General features: G+C 58.1%; 18 protein-coding genes. 13 read left to right on the top strand and 5 right to left on the bottom strand.

What is annotated here, in order from left to right:
* Position 1: 1 nt before the first annotated feature.
* The 5 genes from kdpB (at position 2) to speF (ending at position 8,417) form a co-directional block, all read left to right on the top strand.
* Positions 2–2,050, top strand: coding sequence for a potassium-transporting ATPase subunit KdpB (gene kdpB, locus WFN61_RS01645; RefSeq protein WP_144813557.1), 2,049 nt, complete (start codon positions 2–4; stop codon positions 2,048–2,050).
* Between the two features lie 12 nt (positions 2,051–2,062).
* Complete coding sequence (gene kdpC / locus WFN61_RS01640) at positions 2,063–2,644, top strand: potassium-transporting ATPase subunit KdpC (protein ID WP_144813560.1); 582 nt, start codon at positions 2,063–2,065, stop codon at positions 2,642–2,644.
* The gene (gene kdpD, locus WFN61_RS01635) at positions 2,641–5,328 is read left to right on the top strand and encodes a two-component system sensor histidine kinase KdpD (protein ID WP_257756914.1); all 2,688 of its coding nucleotides are present in this window, start codon (positions 2,641–2,643) and stop codon (positions 5,326–5,328) included. The genes kdpC and kdpD overlap by 4 nt, the downstream gene beginning before the upstream one ends.
* A complete protein-coding gene (gene kdpE / locus WFN61_RS01630; RefSeq protein WP_144813565.1) occupies positions 5,325–6,002 on the top strand; it encodes a two-component system response regulator KdpE in 678 nt (225 codons plus the stop codon). Before kdpD ends, kdpE begins: the two co-directional genes overlap by 4 nt.
* Before the next feature lie 255 nt (positions 6,003–6,257).
* Complete coding sequence (gene speF / locus WFN61_RS01625) at positions 6,258–8,417, top strand: ornithine decarboxylase SpeF (RefSeq protein WP_144813568.1); 2,160 nt, start codon at positions 6,258–6,260, stop codon at positions 8,415–8,417.
* Positions 8,418–8,474: 57 nt separating this feature from the next.
* Here speF and pgm read toward each other — a convergent pair whose 3' ends face one another.
* Together pgm and seqA are read right to left on the bottom strand one after the other, a co-directional pair.
* The gene (pgm, locus tag WFN61_RS01620) at positions 8,475–10,115 is read right to left on the bottom strand and encodes a phosphoglucomutase (alpha-D-glucose-1,6-bisphosphate-dependent) (protein WP_312235349.1); all 1,641 of its coding nucleotides are present in this window, start codon (positions 10,113–10,115) and stop codon (positions 8,475–8,477) included.
* A gap of 24 nt (positions 10,116–10,139) precedes the next feature.
* Positions 10,140–10,685, bottom strand: coding sequence for a replication initiation negative regulator SeqA (gene seqA / locus WFN61_RS01615; RefSeq protein WP_144813575.1), 546 nt, complete (start codon positions 10,683–10,685; stop codon positions 10,140–10,142).
* 170 nt (positions 10,686–10,855) lie between these two features.
* Between seqA and ybfF the strand changes: the two genes are divergently transcribed.
* The 4 genes from ybfF (at position 10,856) to fur (ending at position 13,483) form a co-directional block, all read left to right on the top strand.
* A complete protein-coding gene (gene ybfF, locus WFN61_RS01610; RefSeq protein WP_312273650.1) occupies positions 10,856–11,629 on the top strand; it encodes an esterase in 774 nt (257 codons plus the stop codon).
* 130 nt (positions 11,630–11,759) lie between these two features.
* Complete coding sequence (ybfE, locus tag WFN61_RS01605; RefSeq protein WP_257756903.1) at positions 11,760–12,053, top strand: LexA regulated protein; 294 nt, start codon at positions 11,760–11,762, stop codon at positions 12,051–12,053.
* Positions 12,054–12,202: 149 nt separating this feature from the next.
* On the top strand, positions 12,203–12,733 hold the full coding sequence (fldA, locus tag WFN61_RS01600; protein WP_042392096.1) for a flavodoxin FldA: 531 nt from the start codon (positions 12,203–12,205) through the stop codon (positions 12,731–12,733).
* A gap of 291 nt (positions 12,734–13,024) precedes the next feature.
* Entirely contained in the window at positions 13,025–13,483 is a 459-nt protein-coding gene (gene fur / locus WFN61_RS01595) for a ferric iron uptake transcriptional regulator (RefSeq protein ID WP_042392094.1), read from the top strand.
* Between the two features lie 62 nt (positions 13,484–13,545).
* Here the strand turns inward: fur and WFN61_RS01590 are convergent, their stop codons facing one another.
* The 3 genes from WFN61_RS01590 to WFN61_RS01580 are packed head-to-tail and all read right to left on the bottom strand — an operon-like array spanning position 13,546 to position 16,672.
* Complete coding sequence (locus WFN61_RS01590) at positions 13,546–14,328, bottom strand: SDR family oxidoreductase (RefSeq protein ID WP_257756902.1); 783 nt, start codon at positions 14,326–14,328, stop codon at positions 13,546–13,548.
* Positions 14,329–14,347: 19 nt separating this feature from the next.
* Positions 14,348–15,145, bottom strand: coding sequence for an SDR family oxidoreductase (locus WFN61_RS01585; protein WP_257756901.1), 798 nt, complete (start codon positions 15,143–15,145; stop codon positions 14,348–14,350).
* Between the two features lie 21 nt (positions 15,146–15,166).
* Positions 15,167–16,672 carry an FGGY family carbohydrate kinase gene (locus WFN61_RS01580; protein ID WP_337037347.1) on the bottom strand — a complete coding sequence of 502 codons (1,506 nt, stop codon included), beginning with the start codon at positions 16,670–16,672 and terminating at the stop codon, positions 15,167–15,169.
* 326 nt (positions 16,673–16,998) lie between these two features.
* Here WFN61_RS01580 and WFN61_RS01575 point away from each other — a divergent pair, with 326 nt between their 5' ends.
* The 4 genes from WFN61_RS01575 to WFN61_RS01560 all read left to right on the top strand — a co-directional run bounded on the left by WFN61_RS01575 (position 16,999) and on the right by WFN61_RS01560 (position 20,447).
* Positions 16,999–17,853: a transketolase gene (locus WFN61_RS01575; RefSeq protein WP_042392086.1), complete on the top strand. Its 855-nt coding sequence runs from the start codon at positions 16,999–17,001 to the stop codon at positions 17,851–17,853.
* Positions 17,846–18,787 (top strand): transketolase family protein, encoded by a 942-nt coding sequence (locus WFN61_RS01570; protein WP_312282826.1) that lies wholly within the window; start codon positions 17,846–17,848, stop codon positions 18,785–18,787. The genes WFN61_RS01575 and WFN61_RS01570 overlap by 8 nt, the downstream gene beginning before the upstream one ends.
* 67 nt (positions 18,788–18,854) lie before the next feature.
* Entirely contained in the window at positions 18,855–19,790 is a 936-nt protein-coding gene (locus WFN61_RS01565; protein WP_144813598.1) for a D-ribose ABC transporter substrate-binding protein, read from the top strand.
* Between the two features lie 45 nt (positions 19,791–19,835).
* A complete protein-coding gene (locus WFN61_RS01560) occupies positions 19,836–20,447 on the top strand; it encodes a DUF2291 family protein (protein ID WP_337037344.1) in 612 nt (203 codons plus the stop codon).
* The last annotated feature ends 10 nt before the right edge of the window (positions 20,448–20,457 follow it).

Genomic DNA, 20,457 nt, shown 5'->3' with positions numbered 1-20,457 from the left:
TATGAGTCGTAAGCAACTTGCCCTGTTCGAACCCGCGCTGGTTCGCGAGGCACTATTAGCCTCTTTTGTAAAACTCAGCCCACGGGTGCAGTGGCGTAACCCGGTGATGTTTATCGTCTGGATCGGCAGCCTGCTCACTACCCTGCTGGCGATTGCCATGGCCGCAGGCTATCTCAGCGGTAGCGCGGCCTTTACCGGCGCGATTAGCCTCTGGCTGTGGTTTACCGTGCTGTTTGCCAACGTCGCCGAAGCGCTGGCCGAGGGGCGCAGCAAAGCCCAGGCCAGCAGCCTGAAAGGCGTCAACAAAACTGCTTTCGCCCGCAAACTGCGCGCACCGCAGTATGGTGCACCAACCGATCGTATCCCCGCCGCCGACCTGCGCCGGGGCGACGTGGTGCTGGTCGAAGCAGGCGATATCATCCCCTGCGACGGCGAGGCCATTGAGGGAGGCGCGTCGGTAGATGAGAGCGCCATTACCGGCGAATCCGCCCCGGTTATCCGTGAATCCGGGGGTGATTTTGCCTCGGTCACCGGCGGCACGCGCATCCTTTCTGACTGGCTGGTGATCCGCTGCAGCGTCAACCCCGGCGAGACTTTCCTCGACAGGATGATTGCCATGGTGGAAGGCGCGCAGCGACGGAAAACGCCGAACGAGATCGCGCTGACCATTCTGCTGGTGGCTCTGACGATTGTCTTCCTGCTGGCCACCGCGACCCTCTGGCCCTTCTCTGCCTGGGGTGGAACAGCGGTGAGCGTCACCGTGCTGGTAGCCCTGCTGGTGTGTCTGATCCCGACGACGATCGGGGGTCTGCTCTCTGCCATCGGCGTCGCCGGGATGAGCCGGATGCTCGGGGCGAACGTCATCGCCACCAGCGGCCGGGCGGTAGAGGCAGCGGGGGATATCGACGTACTGCTGCTGGATAAAACCGGCACCATCACTCTTGGCAACCGCCAGGCCGCTGAATTTTTACCGGCTAAGGGCGTGGACGAGCAAACCCTGGCCGATGCGGCACAGCTGGCGTCACTGGCGGATGAGACCCCAGAGGGGCGCAGCATCGTAGTGCTGGCGAAGCAGCGGTTTAATCTGCGCGAGCGCGACGTCCAGAGCCTGAACGCCACCTTTGTCCCCTTCACCGCCCAGACGCGGATGAGCGGCATCAACATTCAGGATCGGCAGATCCGCAAGGGCTCGGTCGATGCTCTGCGCCGTCACATTGCTGCCAACGGCGGCGAGTTTCCTGCCGAGGTTGACGCCCTGGTGGAACAGGTGGCGAGCCGGGGGGCGACGCCGCTGGTGGTCGCCGAGGGCAACCGGGTGCTGGGGGTGATCCCCCTGAAGGACGTGGTCAAAGGCGGGATCAAGGCGCGCTTTGCCCAGCTGCGCAAGATGGGCATCAAAACGGTGATGATCACCGGCGATAACCGCCTGACCGCCGCCGCCATTGCCGCCGAGGCGGGAGTAGATGACTTTCTGGCCGAGGCGACGCCAGAAGCCAAGCTGGCACTGATTCGCCAGTACCAGGCCGAGGGTCGGCTGGTGGCGATGACCGGGGACGGCACCAACGATGCTCCGGCGCTGGCCCAGGCCGACGTGGCGGTGGCGATGAACTCCGGTACCCAGGCAGCCAAGGAGGCGGGCAACATGGTGGATCTCGACTCCAACCCCACCAAGCTGATCGAGGTGGTCCATATTGGCAAACAGATGTTAATGACCCGTGGCTCGCTGACCACCTTTAGCATCGCCAACGACGTGGCGAAGTACTTTGCCATTATTCCTGCTGCGTTTGCGGTGACCTACCCGCCGCTTAACGCCCTGAATATTATGCATCTCCACTCTCCCAGCTCGGCGATCCTCAGCGCGGTGATTTTTAATGCGCTGATCATTATCGTCCTGATCCCGCTGGCCTTGAAAGGGGTGAGCTATACGCCGCTCTCGGCTCAGGCGATGCTGCGCCGTAATCTGTGGATCTACGGCCTGGGCGGGCTGATCGTGCCCTTTATCGGTATCAAAGCGATCGATCTGCTGTTAACGCTTTTCGGCCTGGTGTAAGAGGATCGTAACATGACTATATTTCGTCCAGCTCTTTTTCTGTTTTTGCTGTTAACGCTGATCACCGGCGGGCTCTATCCGCTGGTAACTACCCTGCTCGGCCAGGGTCTGTTTCCGGCGCAGGCCAACGGCTCGCTGATCCTGGAAGATAACCAGATCCGTGGGTCGCGCCTGATCGGCCAGGCGTTTAGCGCGCCGGGCTACTTCTACAGCCGCCCTTCCGCTACCGCCGACGCCCCCTACAATCCGCAGGCGTCGGGGGGCAGCAACCTGGCCGGCAGTAATCCGGCGCTTGATGAGGCGATCGCTGCCCGCATCGCGGCGTTACGCGCCGCCAACCCGCAGGCTAACCCGCGCGTGCCTGTGGAACTGGTCACCGCCTCTGCCAGCGGGCTGGATTACAGTCTGTCGCCAGCGGCGGTGGCCTGGCAGATCCCGCGTGTGGCGGCGGCGCGTAACCTGTCCGCTGCGCAGGTTGCTGAGTTGGTCGCCAAACACACCCACAAACCGCTGCTGAGCTTTACCGGCGAGCCGGGAGTGAATATTGTGGAGCTAAACCTCGCCCTTGATGCGTATAAGGACACACCTAAATGACAGACGAGCCGTTGCGTCCCGATCCCGATCGCCTGCTCGAGCAGGCCAGCAGCACGCATCGCGGCAGGCTGAAGATCTTTTTCGGGGCCTGCGCGGGGGTGGGCAAAACCTTCGCTATGCTCGCCGAAGCGCAACGGCTGCGGGCCCAGGGGCTGGATATCGTGGCGGGCGTGGTTGAGACCCACGGCCGTCAGGAGACAGCGGCGATGCTGGAAAACCTGGCGATCCTGCCGCTCAACGTCACTAACCATCGGGGGCGGCGTCTGGCAGAGTTCGACCTCGACGGGGCGCTGGCCCGGCGTCCGGCGCTGATCCTGATGGACGAGCTGGCCCACACCAACGCCCCCGGCTCCCGCCACCCGAAGCGCTGGCAGGATGTCGATGAGCTGCTTGAGGCGGGCATCGACGTCTTTACCACCCTCAACGTGCAGCATCTGGAGAGCCTGAACGATGTGGTGAGCGGCGTGACCGGGATCCAGGTGCGGGAGACCGTGCCGGATCCCTTTTTTGACGCCGCCGACGACGTGGTGCTGGTGGACCTGCCCCCGGACGATCTTCGTCAGCGCCTGCACGAGGGCAAGGTCTATATGGGCGGCCAGGCCGAGCGCGCTATCGAGCACTTTTTCCGCAAGGGCAACCTGATCGCCCTGCGCGAGCTGGCCCTCCGGCGCACCGCCGACCGCGTTGACTCCCAGATGCGCGCCTGGCGCGACAACGAGGGCCTGGAGAAGGTCTGGCATACCCGCGACGCCATTCTGCTCTGTATCGGTCACGGCCGGGGTAATGAGAAGCTGGTGCGTACCGCCGCGCGGCTGGCGGCGAAGCTGGGCAGCGTCTGGCATGCGGTCTACGTCGAGACGCCTACCCTGCACAAGCTGCCCGCCCAGCAGCGGCGAGCCATTTTAAGCGCCCTGCGGCTGGCGCAGTCGCTGGGGGCCGAGACTGCCACCCTTGCCGATCCGGCGGAGGAGCGGGCCGTGCTGCGCTACGCTCGGGAGCATAACCTGGGCAAAATCGTTATTGGCCGCCAGGGCCAGCGCCGCTGGTGGCACCCCCCCTCTTTCGCCGAGCGCCTTGCTCGCCACGCGCCCGACCTCGATCTGCTCGTCGTTGCCGTTGAAGAGAGCGCCTCTTCTTACTCTGCGCGCGCCGTCGATGCCCGTCCGCTGATGGAGAAGTGGCGGGTACAGATCACTGGTGGTCTGGTGGCGATTGCGCTCTGCGCCCTGATCACCTTCATTGCCAGTCAGTGGCTGATCGCTTTCGACGCCGCCAACCTGGTGATGCTCTACCTGCTCGGGGTCGTGATCGTGGCTCTGCTCTACGGTCGCTGGCCGTCGGTGCTGGCGACCGTCATTAATGTCATCAGCTTCGATCTCTTTTTTATCGCTCCGCGCGGCACGCTGGCGGTCTCCGACGTCCAGTATCTGCTGACCTTTGGCGTGATGCTGACGGTGGGGCTGGTGATCGGCAACCTGACCGCCGGGGTCCGCTATCAGGCCCGCATCGCCCGCTACCGCGAGCAGCGGACCCGTCACCTGTATGAGATGTCGAAAGCGCTGGCGGTGGGCCGTAGCGAGCAGGATATCGCCCTCACCGGCGAGAGATTTATCCAGTCGACCTTTCATGCCCGCAGTCAGATCCTGCTCCCGGACGAGAGCGGTAAGCTGCGGGCGGTAACGCCTGTGCAAAGCCTAACCCCGTGGGATGAGGCCATCGCCCAGTGGAGCCTGAGCAAAGGCCTGCCCGCCGGAGCCGGCACCGATACCCTGCCCGGCGTGCCCTATCTTATACTGCCCCTGAAAAATGGGGATAAAACCCGGGGAGTGGCCATCGTCGAGCCAGCCAGCCTGCGTCAGCTGATGATCCCCGAGCAGCAGCGGCTGCTGGAGACCTTCGCCCTGCTGGTGACCAGCGCGCTGGAGCGGCTGGCATTAACCACCAGCGAACAGCACGCCAGGCTCACCAGCGAGCGGGAGAGCATTCGCCACTCGCTGCTGGCGGCGCTCTCTCACGATCTGCGTACTCCGCTCACCGTGCTGTTTGGTCAGGCGGAGATTTTGACCCTCGATCTGGCCAGCGATGGCTCAAAACATGCTCCGCAGGCCAGCGAGATCCGTCAGCAGGTGCTGAGCATGACCCGGCTGGTGAATAACCTGCTTGATATGGCGCGCATCCAGTCCGGCGGTTTCAGCCTGAAGCTGGAGTGGCTAACGCTGGAGGAGATCGTCGGTAGCGCCCTGCAGGCGTTGGATACGATCAGCGGCGGGCGGCCGGTCCAGCTGGCCCTGCCCGACCCGCTGATGCTGGTGCGGGTCGACGGCCCGCTGTTTGAGCGCGTGCTGGTCAACCTGCTGGAGAATGCCATGAAGTACGCCGGGCCTGCGGCGACCATCGGCATTAACGCCTGGCGAGAGGAGACCCAGCTTCGGCTGGAGGTGTGGGACAGCGGGCCGGGGATCCCGGCGGGGCAAGAGCAGGCCATTTTTGCTAAATTTGCCCGGGGTAACAAAGAGTCGGCTATTCCAGGCGTGGGGCTGGGGCTGGCTATCTGCGAAGCGATTGTAGAGGTTCACGGCGGCACGATCGCCGTCGTCAACCGACCCGAGGGGGGAGCGTGCTTTCGTGTTACACTCCCGCAATCAGCGCCGCCAGGGCTTGACGAGTTAACCGGAGAAGCGTGATCAACATTTTAATCGTAGAGGATGAGCAGGCTATCGTTCGCTTTGTGCGCGCCGCGCTGGAGGCCGATGGCCTGCGGGTACACGAGGCGCAGACCCTACAGCGCGGCCTGCTGGAAGCGGCAACGCGTAAACCCGATGCGATTATCCTCGATCTTGGCCTGCCCGACGGCGACGGCCTCGATTTTATTCGCGATCTGCGCCAGTGGAGCCAGACGCCGATCATCGTGCTCTCGGCCCGCACCGAGGAGCAGGATAAAATCGCCGCCCTCGATGCGGGCGCGGATGACTATCTCAGCAAGCCGTTTGGCATTGGAGAGCTACAGGCGCGCCTGCGGGTCGCGCTTCGCCGCCACGGCAGCGCCAGCCAGAGCGATCCGTTGATAACCTTCTCTGATGTGCGCGTTGACCTGGCCGCCAGGCGCATTCAGCGCGGCGAGGAGGAGATCCACCTGACGCCAATCGAGTTCCGTCTGCTGGCGGTGCTGATAGGCCACCACGGTAAGGTGCTCACCCAGCGACAGCTGCTGCGCGAGGTGTGGGGCCCAAATGCGGTCGAACACAGCCACTATTTACGTATCTATATGGGCCACCTGCGGCAAAAGCTGGAAAACGATCCGGCCCGCCCGCGTCACTTTATTACCGAAACCGGAATTGGTTACCGCTTTATGCTGTAAATAGTTATTTTCTTTTTACGCTTATATTTAATTCCACAGGTTAATTCCAGCCTTTTAAATAACGGCATAATAACGCCAAATTAAATTAAAACATTCCCTGTCAGCGCTATTTTTATTGATCAATCTCACGGTGAAAATTAATTCCGCCGATAGAATGGCCCCCGACATCAGTTAGCTTCACGCTATATCCCACCCTGTAAAATCAACTCCTTATAAGAGTTGAGGGATGGCTTTTACCTAAAATAAGGACGTACTATGCAACGCTTGAAAATAGCGGCCAGCCGGGCCTGCCACGACTTTATTTCTACCCGCCGTGATATTATCGATCTGCACGACAGTAACTTTATTGATGTTGCCGCCGCCGTGCTCTCTATTAATGATATCCATAAAGGGATGGTGGAGAAAATCGAAGAGACCGGGTTTAACATTCCCATTTTCGTGATGACCCACGAGGCAGAATGTGTTCCCGCAACCTACCTGCCCGACATCTACGGTGTCTTTCAATACGGTAACGCCAACCGTGAATATTATAGCCGTCAGCTTGAAACCGCCGCGCTGAAATATGAGCGTGGGCTGCGTCCGCCCTTTTTCAGCGCCCTCATTGACTACGTCAAGCAGGGCAACAGCGCCTTTGACTGTCCGGGCCACCAGGGCGGACAATTTTTCCGCCGCCATCCTACCGGCAGCCAGTTTGTGGATTTCTTTGGCGAAGCGCTGTTCCGGGCCGATCTCTGCAATGCCGACGTGGCGATGGGCGATCTGCTGATCCACGAGGGAGCCCCCTGCCTGGCCCAGCAGCATGCGGCCAAAGTGTTCAACGCCGATAAGACCTACTTCGTTCTCAACGGCACCTCGTCAGCTAACAAGGTGGTGCTTAATGCCCTGCTGGCACCGGGCGATCTGGTGCTGTTCGATCGCAACAACCACAAGTCTAACCACCACGGTGCGCTGCTGCAGGCGGGAGCCACGCCGGTTTATCTGGAGACGGCGCGTAATCCCTACGGCTTTATCGGCGGCATCGACGCTCACTGCTTTGAAGAGCCCTATCTGCGCGAACTGGTGGCAGAGGTCTCCCCTGAACATAACCAGCGCCAGCGCCCGTTCCGTCTGGCGGTGATCCAGCTTGGCACCTACGACGGCACCATTTACAACGCCCGTCAGGTTGTGGACACCATTGGCCACCTCTGCGACTACATCCTGTTTGACTCGGCATGGGTGGGCTATGAGCAGTTTATCCCGATGATGGCCGACTGCTCACCGCTGCTGCTGGATCTCAATGAGAACGATCCCGGCATTCTGGTTACCCAGTCGGTGCACAAGCAGCAGGCGGGTTTCTCCCAGACTTCACAGATCCACAAAAAAGATAGCCACATCAAGGGGCAGCCGCGCTACGTTCCGCACAAGCGTTTGAACAACGCTTTTATGATGCACGCCTCCACCAGCCCCTTCTATCCACTCTTTGCCGCGCTGGATGTTAACGCCCGCATGCACGAGGGTGAGAGCGGGAAAAGGATGTGGATGCGCTGCGTTGAGCAAGGCATCGAGGCCCGTAAGATGATCCTCGATCAGTGCCGATTTATCCGTCCTTTCGTGCCAACGACCGTAGACAATCGTCCGTGGGACTCTTACAAAACCGCCGAGATCGCTCGCGATCTGCGCTTCTTCCACTTCGTACCCGGCGAGAACTGGCACGCCTTTGAGGGTTATGCCCCGCACCAGTACTTTATCGATCCCTGCAAGCTGCTGCTGACCACGCCGGGAATCGATGCGGCGACCGGCGAATATGAGGAGTTTGGCGTTCCGGCGACCATTCTCGCCAACTATCTGCGTGAAAATGGCGTGGTGCCGGAGAAGTGCGATCTTAACTCCATCCTCTTCCTGCTTACGCCTGCGGAAGATATGGGCAAGCTGCAGCAGCTGGTGGCCCGGCTGGCACAGTTTGAGACGCTGCTGGCCAGCGATGCGCCGCTGCAAGAGGTGCTGCCGTCGATCTATCATCAGCACCCGGAGCGCTACGCCGGTTATACCCTGCGTCAGCTCTGTCAGGAGATGCACGACCTCTATGCGCGCAACAACGTTAAGCAGCTGCAGAAAGAGATGTTCCGTAAAGCCTGCTTACCGTCGGTGCGCATGTCGCCTCAGGAGGCCAACTACGCCTTTATTCGCGGCGAGAGCGAGCTGGTGCTGCTGAGCGAGGCCGAAGGACGGATTGCCGCCGAGGGTGCGCTTCCCTACCCGCCGGGCGTACTGTGCGTCGTGCCGGGTGAGGTGTGGGGAGGTTCCGTCTTGCGCTACTTTACCGCGCTTGAGGAGGGGATCAATCTGCTGCCAGGCTTCGCGCCGGAGCTACAGGGGGTCTACATTCAGGAGCATGAGGGGCGTAAGGCGGTGTGGTGTAACGTGATCAAGCAGTAAACATTATCCGCAAAGAGTAACGCCCGGCAGCGCGATGCCGCCGGGCGCTTAACAGCATCAGGCGTTTTTCAGCACTTCGCTAACAATCTCTACCGCTTCTTTCTCGATCAGCTTCCGGTGCTCTTCACCGAGGAAGCTTTCGCAGTAAATCTTGTAGGCATCTTCCGTACCGGACGGACGTGCGGCAAACCAGCCGTTGTCGGTCATCACCTTCAGCCCGCCGATAGAGGCGCCGTTACCCGGTGCCGCCGTCAGACGTGCCGTAATCGGATCCCCTGCCAGCTGGCTGGCGCTGACCATCTCTGGCGACAGCTTCGACAGCGCCGCTTTCTGGGCAGAGGTCGCCCCAGCCTGCAGACGATTATAGCTTGGCGCGCCAAAGCGCTCGGCCAGCTCATCGTAGTGCTGCTGCGGATTTTTACCGGTGACGGCGGTGATTTCCGCAGCCAGCAGGCACATGATGATACCGTCTTTATCGGTGGACCACGGCGTGCCGTCAAAGCGCAGGAAGGAGGCCCCGGCGCTCTCTTCGCCGCCGAAACCAAAGCTGCCGTCGTGCAGCCCGTCAACAAACCACTTGAAGCCAACCGGCACTTCTACCAGCTTGCGGCCCAAATCGTTCACCACGCGGTCAATCATCGCGGAGGAGACCAGCGTTTTACCTACCGCTACCTCTTTGCCCCACTGCGGACGATGCTGGAACAGGTAGTTGATCGCCACTGCCAGGTAGTGGTTCGGGTTCATCAGCCCTGCCGGGGTAACGATGCCGTGACGGTCATAGTCTGGATCGTTAGCAAAGGCCAGATCGAACTTGTCGCGCAGCGCCAGCAGGCCAGCCATCGCACACTCGGAGGAGCAGTCCATACGGATCGCGCCATCTTTGTCGAGGTGCATAAAGCGGAAGGTCTGATCGACCTGATCGTTAACGATGGTCAGATCCAGCTTGTAGAATTCGGCAATGCGTTTCCAGTACTCGATACCGGAGCCGCCCAGCGGATCGACGCCCAGCTTCAGCCCGGCTTTCTGGATCGCGGCCATGTCGACGATCTCGGCCAACCCTTCGATAAACGGCTGAACCAGATCTTTCTCGGTCACGCGGCCAGAGGCCATGGCTTCGTCAAGCGTCATGCGCTTAACCCCTTCCAGGCCCGCTGCCAGCAGAGCGTTGGCACGATCTTCGACGACCCTGGTCACATTGGTGTCGGCTGGCCCCCCGTTAGGCGGGTTATATTTGATGCCGCCATCTTCCGGCGGGTTGTGCGAAGGGGTAATGACGATGCCGTCAGCCTGCGCGCCACCCTGCTTGTTGTGCTCGAGGATAGCATTCGATACCGCAGGCGTTGGCGTATAGCCGTTGTTCTCCTGCACGATGATATCGACGCCGTTGGCAGCCAGCACTTCCAGCACGGAGATAAACGCCGGCTCGGAGAGCGCGTGAGTATCCTTACCGACATAGCACGGCCCGGTGATGCCGTTTTTAGCGCGCTCTTCAGCAATCGCCTGCGCAATAGCCAAAATGTGCGGTTCGTTGAAGCTATGGCGTACCGAACTGCCGCGGTGGCCGGAGGTGCCAAATTTTACCGCATGTTCGCTATTGCCCACTTCCGGCTTCAGCACGTAGTACTGCGCGGTAAGCTGAGCGACGTTAATCAGATCGCCCTGTTGTGCAGGCTGTCCTGCGCGTTCATGATTTGCCATTGCCTGATCCTTCTTATGCAAGGGTTAGATTGTGCCGCAAACCTTATCAATCAGCTCCACCGGGAACTGCATCGACTGCATGATATGCTCCACCATGCTGCGTTTGCGGTCCGTATTCGTATTCGTGATCACCCAGTATGGCGTATTTGCCAGGTGCTTAGGTTTGGTCTGCGCCCCGTTTTGCAGCAGCGTCTGCTGATCGCCGGCAAAGTAAACACGGGTACGGCCATGCAGGGACTCCGTCGCCTCGGCAAACGCTTTCTCATCCAATGAATAGAGTGTAGACAGCACCAGCATGAAGCGGTTAACCGCTTTTCTCTGTTCTGCATATTCATCAGACAGCAGCAGCTCGCGCATGGCACGGACTTTGTCTTTCACAGGATTAGCCGGCTTCACCTCGGCTGGGGCGTTGACAATGACGGCCTCTTTCGGGGCGGTGGCCGCTGGCCTGCTGCCGTTGGCGGTAAACTTCAGCATCCGGCGTAAAATCTCGGATGCGCTCTCGCCGATGTGTTTGGTGTGGCTAGCAATATAGCTGTAAAGCTCATCATCAACTTCGATCGTTTTCATTTTAATCCAGTGGAGTATCTTATCTGAATACAAGCTGTTGGGATTATAGGCGAAATCTCAACAACGGTTAACGTCAGGCAAAAGTCGGTTCGCGTCGACCCCTTGCAGCCAGGCGGTAGAATGGTCAACATAATACCCTAACCCGACAGAGCGAAAAAAAGAACTTTGCCATGAAATTGAATACCCGAGCGCAATCTGCACAACATCCGCACAACAATTCTCCCATTGTCCTGGTCCACGGTCTGTTTGGCAGCCTGGACAACCTCGGCGTGCTGGCGCGCGATCTGGTAAACGATCACGATATCATTCAGGTTGATATGCGCAACCATGGTCTCTCTCCCCGCTCGCCGGAGATGAACTACCCGGCCATGGCGCAGGATCTGCTGGATACGCTCGACGCACAGGGCCTGGAGAAGGCGACGTTTATCGGCCACTCCATGGGCGGCAAGGCGGTCATGGCGCTTACCGCGCTCGCCCCTGAACGCATTGACCAGCTGGTCGCCATTGATATTGCTCCCGTTGCCTATCAGGTACGCCGCCACGACGACATTTTTGCCGCTATCAACGCGGTGACGGCTGCCGGGGCCACTAGCCGCCAGCAGGCCGCCGCCCTGATGCGCCAGACGCTGCACGAAGAGGGCGTTATTCAGTTTCTTCTGAAATCGTTTATCGACGGCGAATGGCGCTTCAACGTGCCGGCGCTGTGGGATCGCTACGAAGAGATTATTGGCTGGCAGACCGTGCCCGCCTGGGATCGCCCGGCGCTGTTTGTGCGCGGCGGCCAGTCGCCCTACGTCACCGAGGCCCATCGCGATGCGCTGCTTGCTCAGTTCCCGCAGGCACGGGCGCACGTGATTGCCGGCGCTGGCCACTGGGTACACGCTGAAAAGCCCGAGGCAGTGCTGCGGGCGATCCGCCGCTATCTGGCGCACGATGCAGGCTGATTAAAAACCCGGCGACCGGACGCAGCAAGGCTTACGGTCGTTGGCGTCCCTGCTCTGCTGATGTATGATGGCGCGCTAATCGCGCAGGGATACCCTGGCAGCCTGTTTTCCCTCGACGTCACCCTAAATCATGGCAAAAGAACAAACGGACCGTACGACACTAGATCTGTTCGCGAACGAGCGTCGCCCGGGACGACCGAAAACGAATCCGCTTTCGCGTGACGAACAGCTACGCATCAATAAGCGCAACCAGCTTAAACGCGATAAAGTTCGTGGGCTTAAGCGCGTCGAGCTGAAGATGAACGCCGACGCCGTTGAGGCGCTCAACGCGCTGGCCGATGCCCGGCAGATGAGCCGTAGCGAACTGATCGAAGAGCTGCTGCTTACCCAGCTCAAGGCCCTGCACTGCCAGGGCGACGTCTGAAAAACACATCAAATCACACTTTCATGTAGCACAGAGTGCAGTCTGGGCGATTACGAATTTCGCGTACGCCGCTGTTCTGCTATTATTGCCCTTATCCGTGGGCCGTGCTCCACCACCATATCATTAAGTTTCAAGAGGTTATTTTACTCATGGCAATTACAGGTATTTTTTTCGGTAGCGACACCGGTAACACCGAAAATATCGCAAAGATGATCCAAAAGCAGCTTGGTCCAGACGTTGCTGACGTGCATGACATTGCCAAGAGCAGCAAAGAAGATCTGGAAGGCTATGATATCCTGCTGCTGGGCATCCCAACCTGGTACTATGGTGAAGCGCAGTGCGACTGGGATGACTTCTTCCCAACGCTGGAAGAGGTAGACTTCAACGGTAAGCTGGTGGCGCTGTTCGGCTGTGGCGACCAGGAAGATTACGCAGAGTACTTCTGTGATGCCCTCGGCACCATTCGTGATATCATTGAACCCAACGGGGCGACTATCGTCGGCCACTGGCCAACCGCCGGTTACCACTTCGAAGCGTCTAAAGGCCTGGCCGATGACGATCACTTCGTGGGTCTCGCCATTGATGAAGACCGCCAGCCGGAACTGACCGCCGAGCGCGTTGAGAAGTGGGTGAAGCAGATCTCTGAAGAGCTGCACCTGGACGAGATCGTTAACGCCTGATGATAGACGGCGCAGCCTATGTGCTGCGCTGCTATTAATAGATAAAAGCAATAGAAATAATTGCTACAAATTTTTAACTTTCGCGTACATACCTGTACAATATCCCCTGGTCAAACGGGTTGCACAACGATAGTTTGTTGGCGAGGCCACGTTTTTATACGCATACTTTACTTGAGGACTTGTAGTTTTCATTAAGAAGTGGCAATTCTATAATGAGACGCATTTACTCAAGGTCATTCTCATTAACTTCCGTCTCGGAAGTGAATCGATTAGCAACAGGACAGACTCCGCATGACTGACAATAACACCGCATTAAAGAAGGCCGGCTTGAAAGTCACGCTTCCTCGTTTAAAAATTCTGGAAGTGCTTCAGGGACCGGATAACCATCATGTCAGTGCGGAAGACTTATACAAGCGACTGATCGACATGGGCGAGGAAATTGGTCTGGCTACCGTGTATCGTGTGCTTAACCAGTTTGATGATGCCGGGATTGTCACCCGTCATAACTTTGAAGGCGGCAAGTCCGTTTTCGAACTGACCCAGCAGCATCACCACGATCATCTGATCTGCCTCGACTGCGGCAAGGTGATCGAGTTTAGCGATGATTCTATCGAAGCTCGCCAGCGTGAAATCGCTACGAAGCACGGCATCCGCCTGACGAACCACAGCCTCTATCTTTACGGTCACTGCGCCGAAGGCGACTGCCGTGAAAATGAACACGCGCATGAGACCACGCCGCGTAAGCTGTAATTGATACGGTAACGAAAAAGGGTCACCTCAGGGTGACCCTTTTTTTATCTATGGCCTGCCTGTTACCAGCAAACAAACCCGCCATCGACCAGCAGATCCACACCGGTGCAGAACGACGAGGCATCCGCAGCAAGGAAAATCGCCGGGCCAGCCATCTCCTCAACCTTTGCCATACGCTGCATAGGCGTCTGGCTCTCAAACGATTTTGTCTGGTGCACCATCTCTGGACGGGTGTTCATCGGGGTCGCGGTGTAGCCTGGGCTAATTGTGTTAACGCGGATATTTTTCTCTGCCCACTCCATCGCCAGGCTTTTGCTTAAGTGGATCACCCCTGCCTTCGAGCAGTTATAATGGGCCTGCTCCAGCCCCCGGTTAACAATCACCCCGGACATAGAGGCGATATTGATGATCGAGCCGCCGCCGCTCTCCAGCATCAGCTCGGCCTCGGCTTTACAGCTGTTCCAGACGCCGGTCAGGTTGATATCGATAACCCGCTGCCACTGGTCTGGCTCCATCTCCAGCGCCGGATTAGCGTTGGCAATCCCGGCGGCGTTGAGCGCCACATCAAGACGACCAAACCGCGTCTTCACCTCCGCGATAGCAGCGCGCAGGTGCGCAATGTCGCGTACGTCGCCGGTATAGGCAAAGGCGCTGCCGCCCATCTCCTGAATCGTGTTTACGGTTTCCAGCAGGCCGCCATCCTCACGCAGATCGAAGCAGGCCACCTTCGCCCCCGCGCTGGCAAAGCCGTAAGCAATCATTTGACCAATACCGCTGCCTGCCCCGGTGACAAACGCGACGCGATCGCTTAAATCAAACAGTCTTTGGGAAAAGTGTTTATCCATGGTTTCACTCCAAAATGTGTTACGACATGATCAAGCCGCCATCAACGTTGATGGTTTGCCCCGTAATGTAGGCCGCATCCTCGGACGCTAGAAATGCCACCAGCCCGGCAACGTCGGCAGGTTTGCCCGCCCGCTTGAGGGGGATCCCCTGCACCCATTCCTCCATAAGCTCGCCTTTTTTATACTGCTTCTCTGGCGTGCTCAGGATCTCGCCCCACACGCGGTCGTTGTAGTCCCACATGTTGGTCTCGATGATCCCAGGGCAGAACGCGTTCACCGTAATGTTGTGCTGGGCAAGCTCTAGCGCGAGGCTTTGGGTAATGCCAATTACGCCCATTTTGCTGGCCGCGTAGTGCGGGGTGTAGATAAAGCCAACCCGGCCCTGGCCGGAAGAGGTGTTGATCAGACGCCCACTCTGCTGCTTGACCATATACTTTGCCGCCTCGCGGCAGCATAGCCATACGCCTGTGGTGTTCACGCTGAGTACGTTATCGAACTCCTGACGCGTCATTTTATCGAAGCGGTCAATGGTGATAATGCCGGCGTTTTGGATAGAGACATCAATGCTGCCAAAGGTACGATGCGCGAGGCGGTAGAGCTCGGTGACCTGCTCTTCATTGGTGACGTCGGCGACGAAGGAGATAATATTTTCATGGTACTCCTCTCTCAATCGCTCGGCGGTCTCTGTCACCTCAGCCGAGTAGTCCGACAGCACCAGATTTGCGCCCGCATCGGCAAATTTTCTGGCAATGCCCTCGCCGATGCCTTTGGCAGCCCCGGTAATGACAACCGTTTTATTTTCGAATACATAGCCCATACTTCTCTCCTCACCCGCTATTCAAAATTTGTGTAGGGTTCTTTCGACGGCCTGTTGCCACTCCCGCCAGCGTTTTTGTAAACGGCCATGACGCTCCATGTTGGGGCGAAATTCACTGTGCGGGTAAAGGTACTGTTTGAGCTCATCGAGTGAGAGTTGCCCCACGGCTTTGCGCGCTAAGAGTGCCGCACCGATTGCAGAGAGTTCAGGCACGTCGCTGCGCATAACCGGGCAACCCAGCAGGTCTGACTGATACTGCATCAGCCAGTCATTTTTGGTTGGCCCACCATCGACCATCAACGCGGTCAGCGTAAAGTCGTTGTGCTGCCGCATCGCCGTGACCACGTCGGCGATCTGGTAGGTAATGGCCTCCAGCGCAGCCCGGATCAGGTGCGCGCGTTTTACGCCCCGGCTCAGGCCACAGATCACCCCGCGGGCATTTTCATCCCACCAGGGCGCACCTAATCCCGTTAGCGCCGGAACAAAATAGACGCCCAGCGTTGACTCCACCGAGGCCGGCAGTGAATTCAGCTCTGCTGCCAGCTCGGCCTCGGGGAGTTCGCTCAGGCCCGTGCTGTCAGCCATCCACGCGACGCCGTCTCCGGTATGGGGGATGTTGCCCTCCAGGCCGTAGATCAGCTGTTCGCCATCGTGCCAGGCAAGGGTGGTTGCCAGAGAGTGGATGTTGCACTGGGCCGAGGTCACCGGCGCCATAACCGATGAGCCCGTACCGTAGGTGGCCTTGACGCAGCCCGCCTCCCCCAGCGCATGGCCGAATAGCGCGGCGTGCGAGTCTCCCACCATCGACATGATCGGAATGCCGTCTGGAATACCCACCACGTTTTTGGTGTAGCCGAAAAGGCCGCTGGAGGGTTTGATCGTCGGCAGCGCGGCGGCCGGGATCTGGAAGATATCCAGCATCTCTGGACTCCAGCGTCCGCTTTGCAGATCAAGGAGCTGAGTACGGGCGGCGTTTGAGTAGTCGCAATAGAAGCTTTCACCCGCGGTCAGATTCCAGAGCAGCCAGCTGTCGATAGTACCCAGACAAATGTCACCGTTAGCCGCCAGCACCTGGACGTTTGGCGTCGACTCAATGAGCCAGCGCATCTTGGAGGCGGAGAAAAGCGGCGCGACCGGCAGACCGGTGACGGCTTTAATCGTCTGCTCTTTATTATCGCGCCGCAGCGCTTCGCAAAAATCCGCCGTGCGCGAGCATTGCCAGCTGATGGCCGCATGCAGCGGCGTGCCGTTGCTGCGGTACCAGCCTATCGTCGTCTCACGCTGGTTGCTGATGGCCAGCGCCACCACGTTTTCAGCGCCGACCGCCTCAATCGCTTGCGCGAGCACCTTCACCGAGGCCTCCACCAGCGCCGAGCCTGACTGTTCCACCCACCCCTCGCGAGGCGTCTGGATAGAGAGCGGCTGGTTGAATTTAACGATCGCTTTGCCTGCTGCGTCCAGGGCTACGGCCTTGGCGTTGGTCGTGCCCTCGTCGAGAGCAATAATAATATTTTTGTGCGAAGACATAGGGTTCTCCGGAAGTGAGACCTTCCATGAATATATATTCAACACTGATTATTTATTTTGTAAACGATAGCGAGGATTGCTTTCCGCATCTACAGGCAAACGCAGCAAATGTGTAGGTCATCACAAATCACTCATTCACTCTGGACAACTCAACAACAGAGGCGCTAGTATTAGTGAATATAAAGTCATGCGTGAATATATATTCTGAACACTCAGAGAGCCTATTCACTCACGGTCAGGGAAACCTGGAGCAACAGCCAGGATTCCATTTTTTTGAACCAACCTGAATATATATTCAGTGTCGCATATTAATTCGGAGGAGCTCGATGAATCCGTTCTTACTTTCTGTACCCGAACTTGAAAACAAAGCCCGTGCGGTGCGCCGTCACATCATCTCCCTGAATGCCAACAGCCCCGCTGGCGGCCATACCGGGGCCGATCTCTCGCAGGTAGAGCTGTTAACGGCGCTCTATTTTCGCGTACTGGACTGCGCTGCTAACCGCCAGGATGATGAGGAGCGTGATATCTACATCCAGTCCAAAGGCCACGCCGTAGGTTGCTACTACTGCGTTCTCGCCGAGGCGGGCTATTTTCCGGTGGAGTGGCTTGCCACCTACCAGCACGCCAACTCTCATCTGCCAGGACATCCGGTTAAGCAGAAGACCCCAGGGATTGAACTTAATACCGGTGCGCTGGGGCATGGTTTCCCGGTGGCCGTTGGTCTGGCACTCGCGGCCAAGCGCAGCAATAGCAAACGCCGTATTTTCCTGATCACCGGCGACGGTGAACTGGCAGAAGGCAGCAACTGGGAAGCCGCCATGGTAGCCGCCCATTACAAGTTGGATAACCTGGTCATTATCAATGACAAAAATGGCCTGCAGCTGGCGGGGGCCACCAAAGACATTATGTGTACCGATCCGCTGGACGAAAAATGGCGCGCCTTTGGTATGGAAGTGACCGAATGCGAGGGCAACGATATGGCTTCCGTGGTCAATGCGCTGGAGAACCTTCCCCAGACTGGCAAACCGAACGTCATTATCGCCCATACCACCAAGGGTGCAGGCGTCTCCTTTATCGCTGGCAAGCCAGAGTGGCACCACCGCGTTCCGAAGGGTGACGAAATCGGGCTGGCAATGAGCGAGCTGAACGATCTGATCGAAGAGGGCATGAAAAGTGAGTAATTCAGAACATCTTGCAAACGTGATGGTTGAAGCTTTCATTGATGCGGTTGAAAGAGGCGTCGATCTGGTTCCGGTCGTAGCCGACTCGACCTCGACCGCCAAGATCTCCCCCTTCATAAAACAGTACCCGGATCGGATCGTCAACGTCGGGATCGCCGAGCAGACCCTGGTGGGCGCAGCCGCCGGGCTGGCGCTGGGCGGAAAAATCGCCGTAACCTGTAACGCCGCGCCGTTTCTGGTTTCGCGTGCCAACGAGCAGGTTAAAGTTGATATCTGTTACAACAACACTAACGTGAAGCTGTTTGGCCTCAACGCCGGAGCCAGCTATGGGCCGCTGGCCAGTACCCACCACGCCATTGATGATATCTCCGTGATGCGCGGCTTCGGTAATATCCAGATCTTTGCCCCCTCCTCCCCGCTGGAGTGCCGCCAGATCATTGAGTACGCGCTTGAGCATGTCGGCCCGGTCTACATCCGTATGGACGGTAAAGCGCTACCCGAGTTGCACGATGAAAGTTACACCTTCGTACCCGGTGCGATAGATGTGCTGCGCGAAGGCAATGACATCGCGCTGGTTGCCATGGGCTCGACCGTTCACGAAGCCGTTGATGCCGCCGAACAGCTGGCGAAACAGGGCATTTCTGCAAGGGTCATCAACGTCCCTTCAATTCGCCCCTTAGATCGCGACGCGCTGTTCGCCGCGTTACAAAGCGTCAAACATATTATCAGCGTTGAAGAGCACAACGTGAATGGCGGCGTGGGTAGCCTTGTCGCGGAGGTTCTGGCAGAGAACGGCCATGGTGCGGTGCTTAAACGTTTGGGCATTCCTGACGGTGACTATGCCATCGCCGCCGATCGCAAAGATATGCGGGCATATCATGGCCTTGATGTAGCCGGGATCGTCAATCAGACCCTGGCCCTGATTAATAAATAAATAGTTAATAAATAGCGTTACCCCTACACCTGTTGAACCACTACATAACATTTAGAGAGAACATCTTATGAAAGCGAAATTACTGTTTTTAGGTGTGGCAGCAGCCTGTGCATTTTCGGTGAATGCGTTTGCCGCTGAAAAAGGCACCATCATGATTATGGTCAACTCGCTGGATAACCCCTACTACGCCGCAGAGGCAAAAGGGGCCGATCAGAAAGCGAAAGAGCTCGGCTACACCACCAGCGTGCTGTCGCACGGCGAAGATGTTAAAAAACAGAGCGAGCTTATCGACGCCGCGATCGGTAAAAAAGTTCAGGGCATTATTCTGGATAACGCCGACTCAACCGCCAGCGTGGCGGCCATTCAAAAAGCCAAAGACGCCGGTATTCCCGTGGTGTTAATCAACCGTGAAATCCCGGTCGATAACATTGCCCTCGAACAGATCACCCATAACAACTTCCAGGCAGGCTCTGACGTGGCTAACGTCTTCGTCGAAAAAATGGAAGAGGCAGGCAAATACGCCGAGCTGACCTGTAACCTGGCCGACAACAACTGCGTGACGCGCTCGAAATCTTTCCATCAGGTGCTGGATCAGTATCCGGATATGCAGAGCGTCGCGAGACAGGATGCGAAAGGCACGCTGATTGACGGTAAGCGTATTATGGACAGCATCCTGCAGGCGCACCCGGACGTGAAAGGCGTTATCTGCGGCAACGGCCCTGTCGCGCTGGGCGCAATTGCCGCGCTGAAATCCGCTGGCCGCGATGATGTGATTGTCGTCGGCATCGACGGCAGCAACGACGAGCGCGAAGCCGTTAAAGCGGGCACCCTGAAAGCCACGGTGATGCTGCAGGCCCAGGCCATTGCCGCCCAGGGCGTTACCGATCTGGATAATTTCATCCAAAAAGGCACCAAGCCTGAGAAACAGCGCGTGATGTTCCGCGGCATTCTGATTACCCCCGACAACGCCTCCGGAGTGCAAGACTTCAATTTCAAATCCTGATGACACGTTGCAGCGCCCGCTTCGGCGGGTGCAAAGGAGGACATAATGCACAGAAAACTTGCGCTGTTAGCGATCGTTTTAGCGCTTGGCGGCTGCCGCATCGTATCGCAGAAAGAGTTGGCCGATCTTAAACATCCCCCCAATCCTCAAATGGCCAATATTCAGCAAACCTGGCAGCAAAAGATTGTGCCGCAGTATGTGCGTGAGGCGAAACCTGTCGCGGAATTACTGAAAACCTTGCAGAGCGAAAAGAGCTTTGATGAGGCCTGTAGCAAAGACGGCTACCGCAGCCAGAGCGAAAACCCCTGCGTCTTTAGCGTGCGTATCAGCGGGGAAGTGATCAAGGTGAATACAAAATCCCGCAGCGGGAAGATGACGGTACGCGATGAGCAAGGCGGCGACATCGTGGTGCAGATGGGCCCTATTATTCGCGGCACCAGCCTACGGGACGGGTATAAAGGCGCGAGCTACCAGGACTTTAACGATCAGGTGCTGTACGGCGACTATGGCAAAGCGATTAATCAGCAAGCGTCGACGATGATCATCAACTTTAAGCCCGTCGTCGGAGATAAGGTCACTGTTTCCGGGGTATTTGCCGCCTGGGATATTCCACAAACCATCCCGGATGTTACCGCGGCACATATCGTACGGCAGTGAGGAGAGGGCT

This window comes from Pseudescherichia sp. AS216, assembly GCF_037152055.1.
In the GTDB taxonomy this organism is placed as follows: Bacteria; Pseudomonadota; Gammaproteobacteria; order Enterobacterales; family Enterobacteriaceae; genus Pseudescherichia.
The sequence above is the reverse complement of the archived record's forward strand: the minus strand, read 5'-3'. Positions and strand labels throughout refer to the sequence as shown.

Coding starts and splice junctions, on each gene's coding strand:
- WFN61_RS01560 (WP_337037344.1), top strand. CDS start 19,836: ATGCACAGAAAACTTGCGCTGTTAGCGATCGTTTTAGCGCTTGGCGGC.
- WFN61_RS01575 (WP_042392086.1), top strand. CDS start 16,999: ATGAATCCGTTCTTACTTTCTGTACCCGAACTTGAAAACAAAGCCCGT.
- kdpD (WP_257756914.1), top strand. CDS start 2,641: ATGACAGACGAGCCGTTGCGTCCCGATCCCGATCGCCTGCTCGAGCAG.
- speF (WP_144813568.1), top strand. CDS start 6,258: ATGCAACGCTTGAAAATAGCGGCCAGCCGGGCCTGCCACGACTTTATT.
- kdpC (WP_144813560.1), top strand. CDS start 2,063: ATGACTATATTTCGTCCAGCTCTTTTTCTGTTTTTGCTGTTAACGCTG.
- kdpB (WP_144813557.1), top strand. CDS start 2: ATGAGTCGTAAGCAACTTGCCCTGTTCGAACCCGCGCTGGTTCGCGAG.
- pgm (WP_312235349.1), bottom strand. CDS start 10,115: ATGGCAAATCATGAACGCGCAGGACAGCCTGCACAACAGGGCGATCTG.
- WFN61_RS01565 (WP_144813598.1), top strand. CDS start 18,855: ATGAAAGCGAAATTACTGTTTTTAGGTGTGGCAGCAGCCTGTGCATTT.
- WFN61_RS01585 (WP_257756901.1), bottom strand. CDS start 15,145: ATGGGCTATGTATTCGAAAATAAAACGGTTGTCATTACCGGGGCTGCC.
- fur (WP_042392094.1), top strand. CDS start 13,025: ATGACTGACAATAACACCGCATTAAAGAAGGCCGGCTTGAAAGTCACG.
- WFN61_RS01590 (WP_257756902.1), bottom strand. CDS start 14,328: ATGGATAAACACTTTTCCCAAAGACTGTTTGATTTAAGCGATCGCGTC.
- WFN61_RS01580 (WP_337037347.1), bottom strand. CDS start 16,672: ATGTCTTCGCACAAAAATATTATTATTGCTCTCGACGAGGGCACGACC.
- ybfE (WP_257756903.1), top strand. CDS start 11,760: ATGGCAAAAGAACAAACGGACCGTACGACACTAGATCTGTTCGCGAAC.
- fldA (WP_042392096.1), top strand. CDS start 12,203: ATGGCAATTACAGGTATTTTTTTCGGTAGCGACACCGGTAACACCGAA.
- ybfF (WP_312273650.1), top strand. CDS start 10,856: ATGAAATTGAATACCCGAGCGCAATCTGCACAACATCCGCACAACAAT.
- seqA (WP_144813575.1), bottom strand. CDS start 10,685: ATGAAAACGATCGAAGTTGATGATGAGCTTTACAGCTATATTGCTAGC.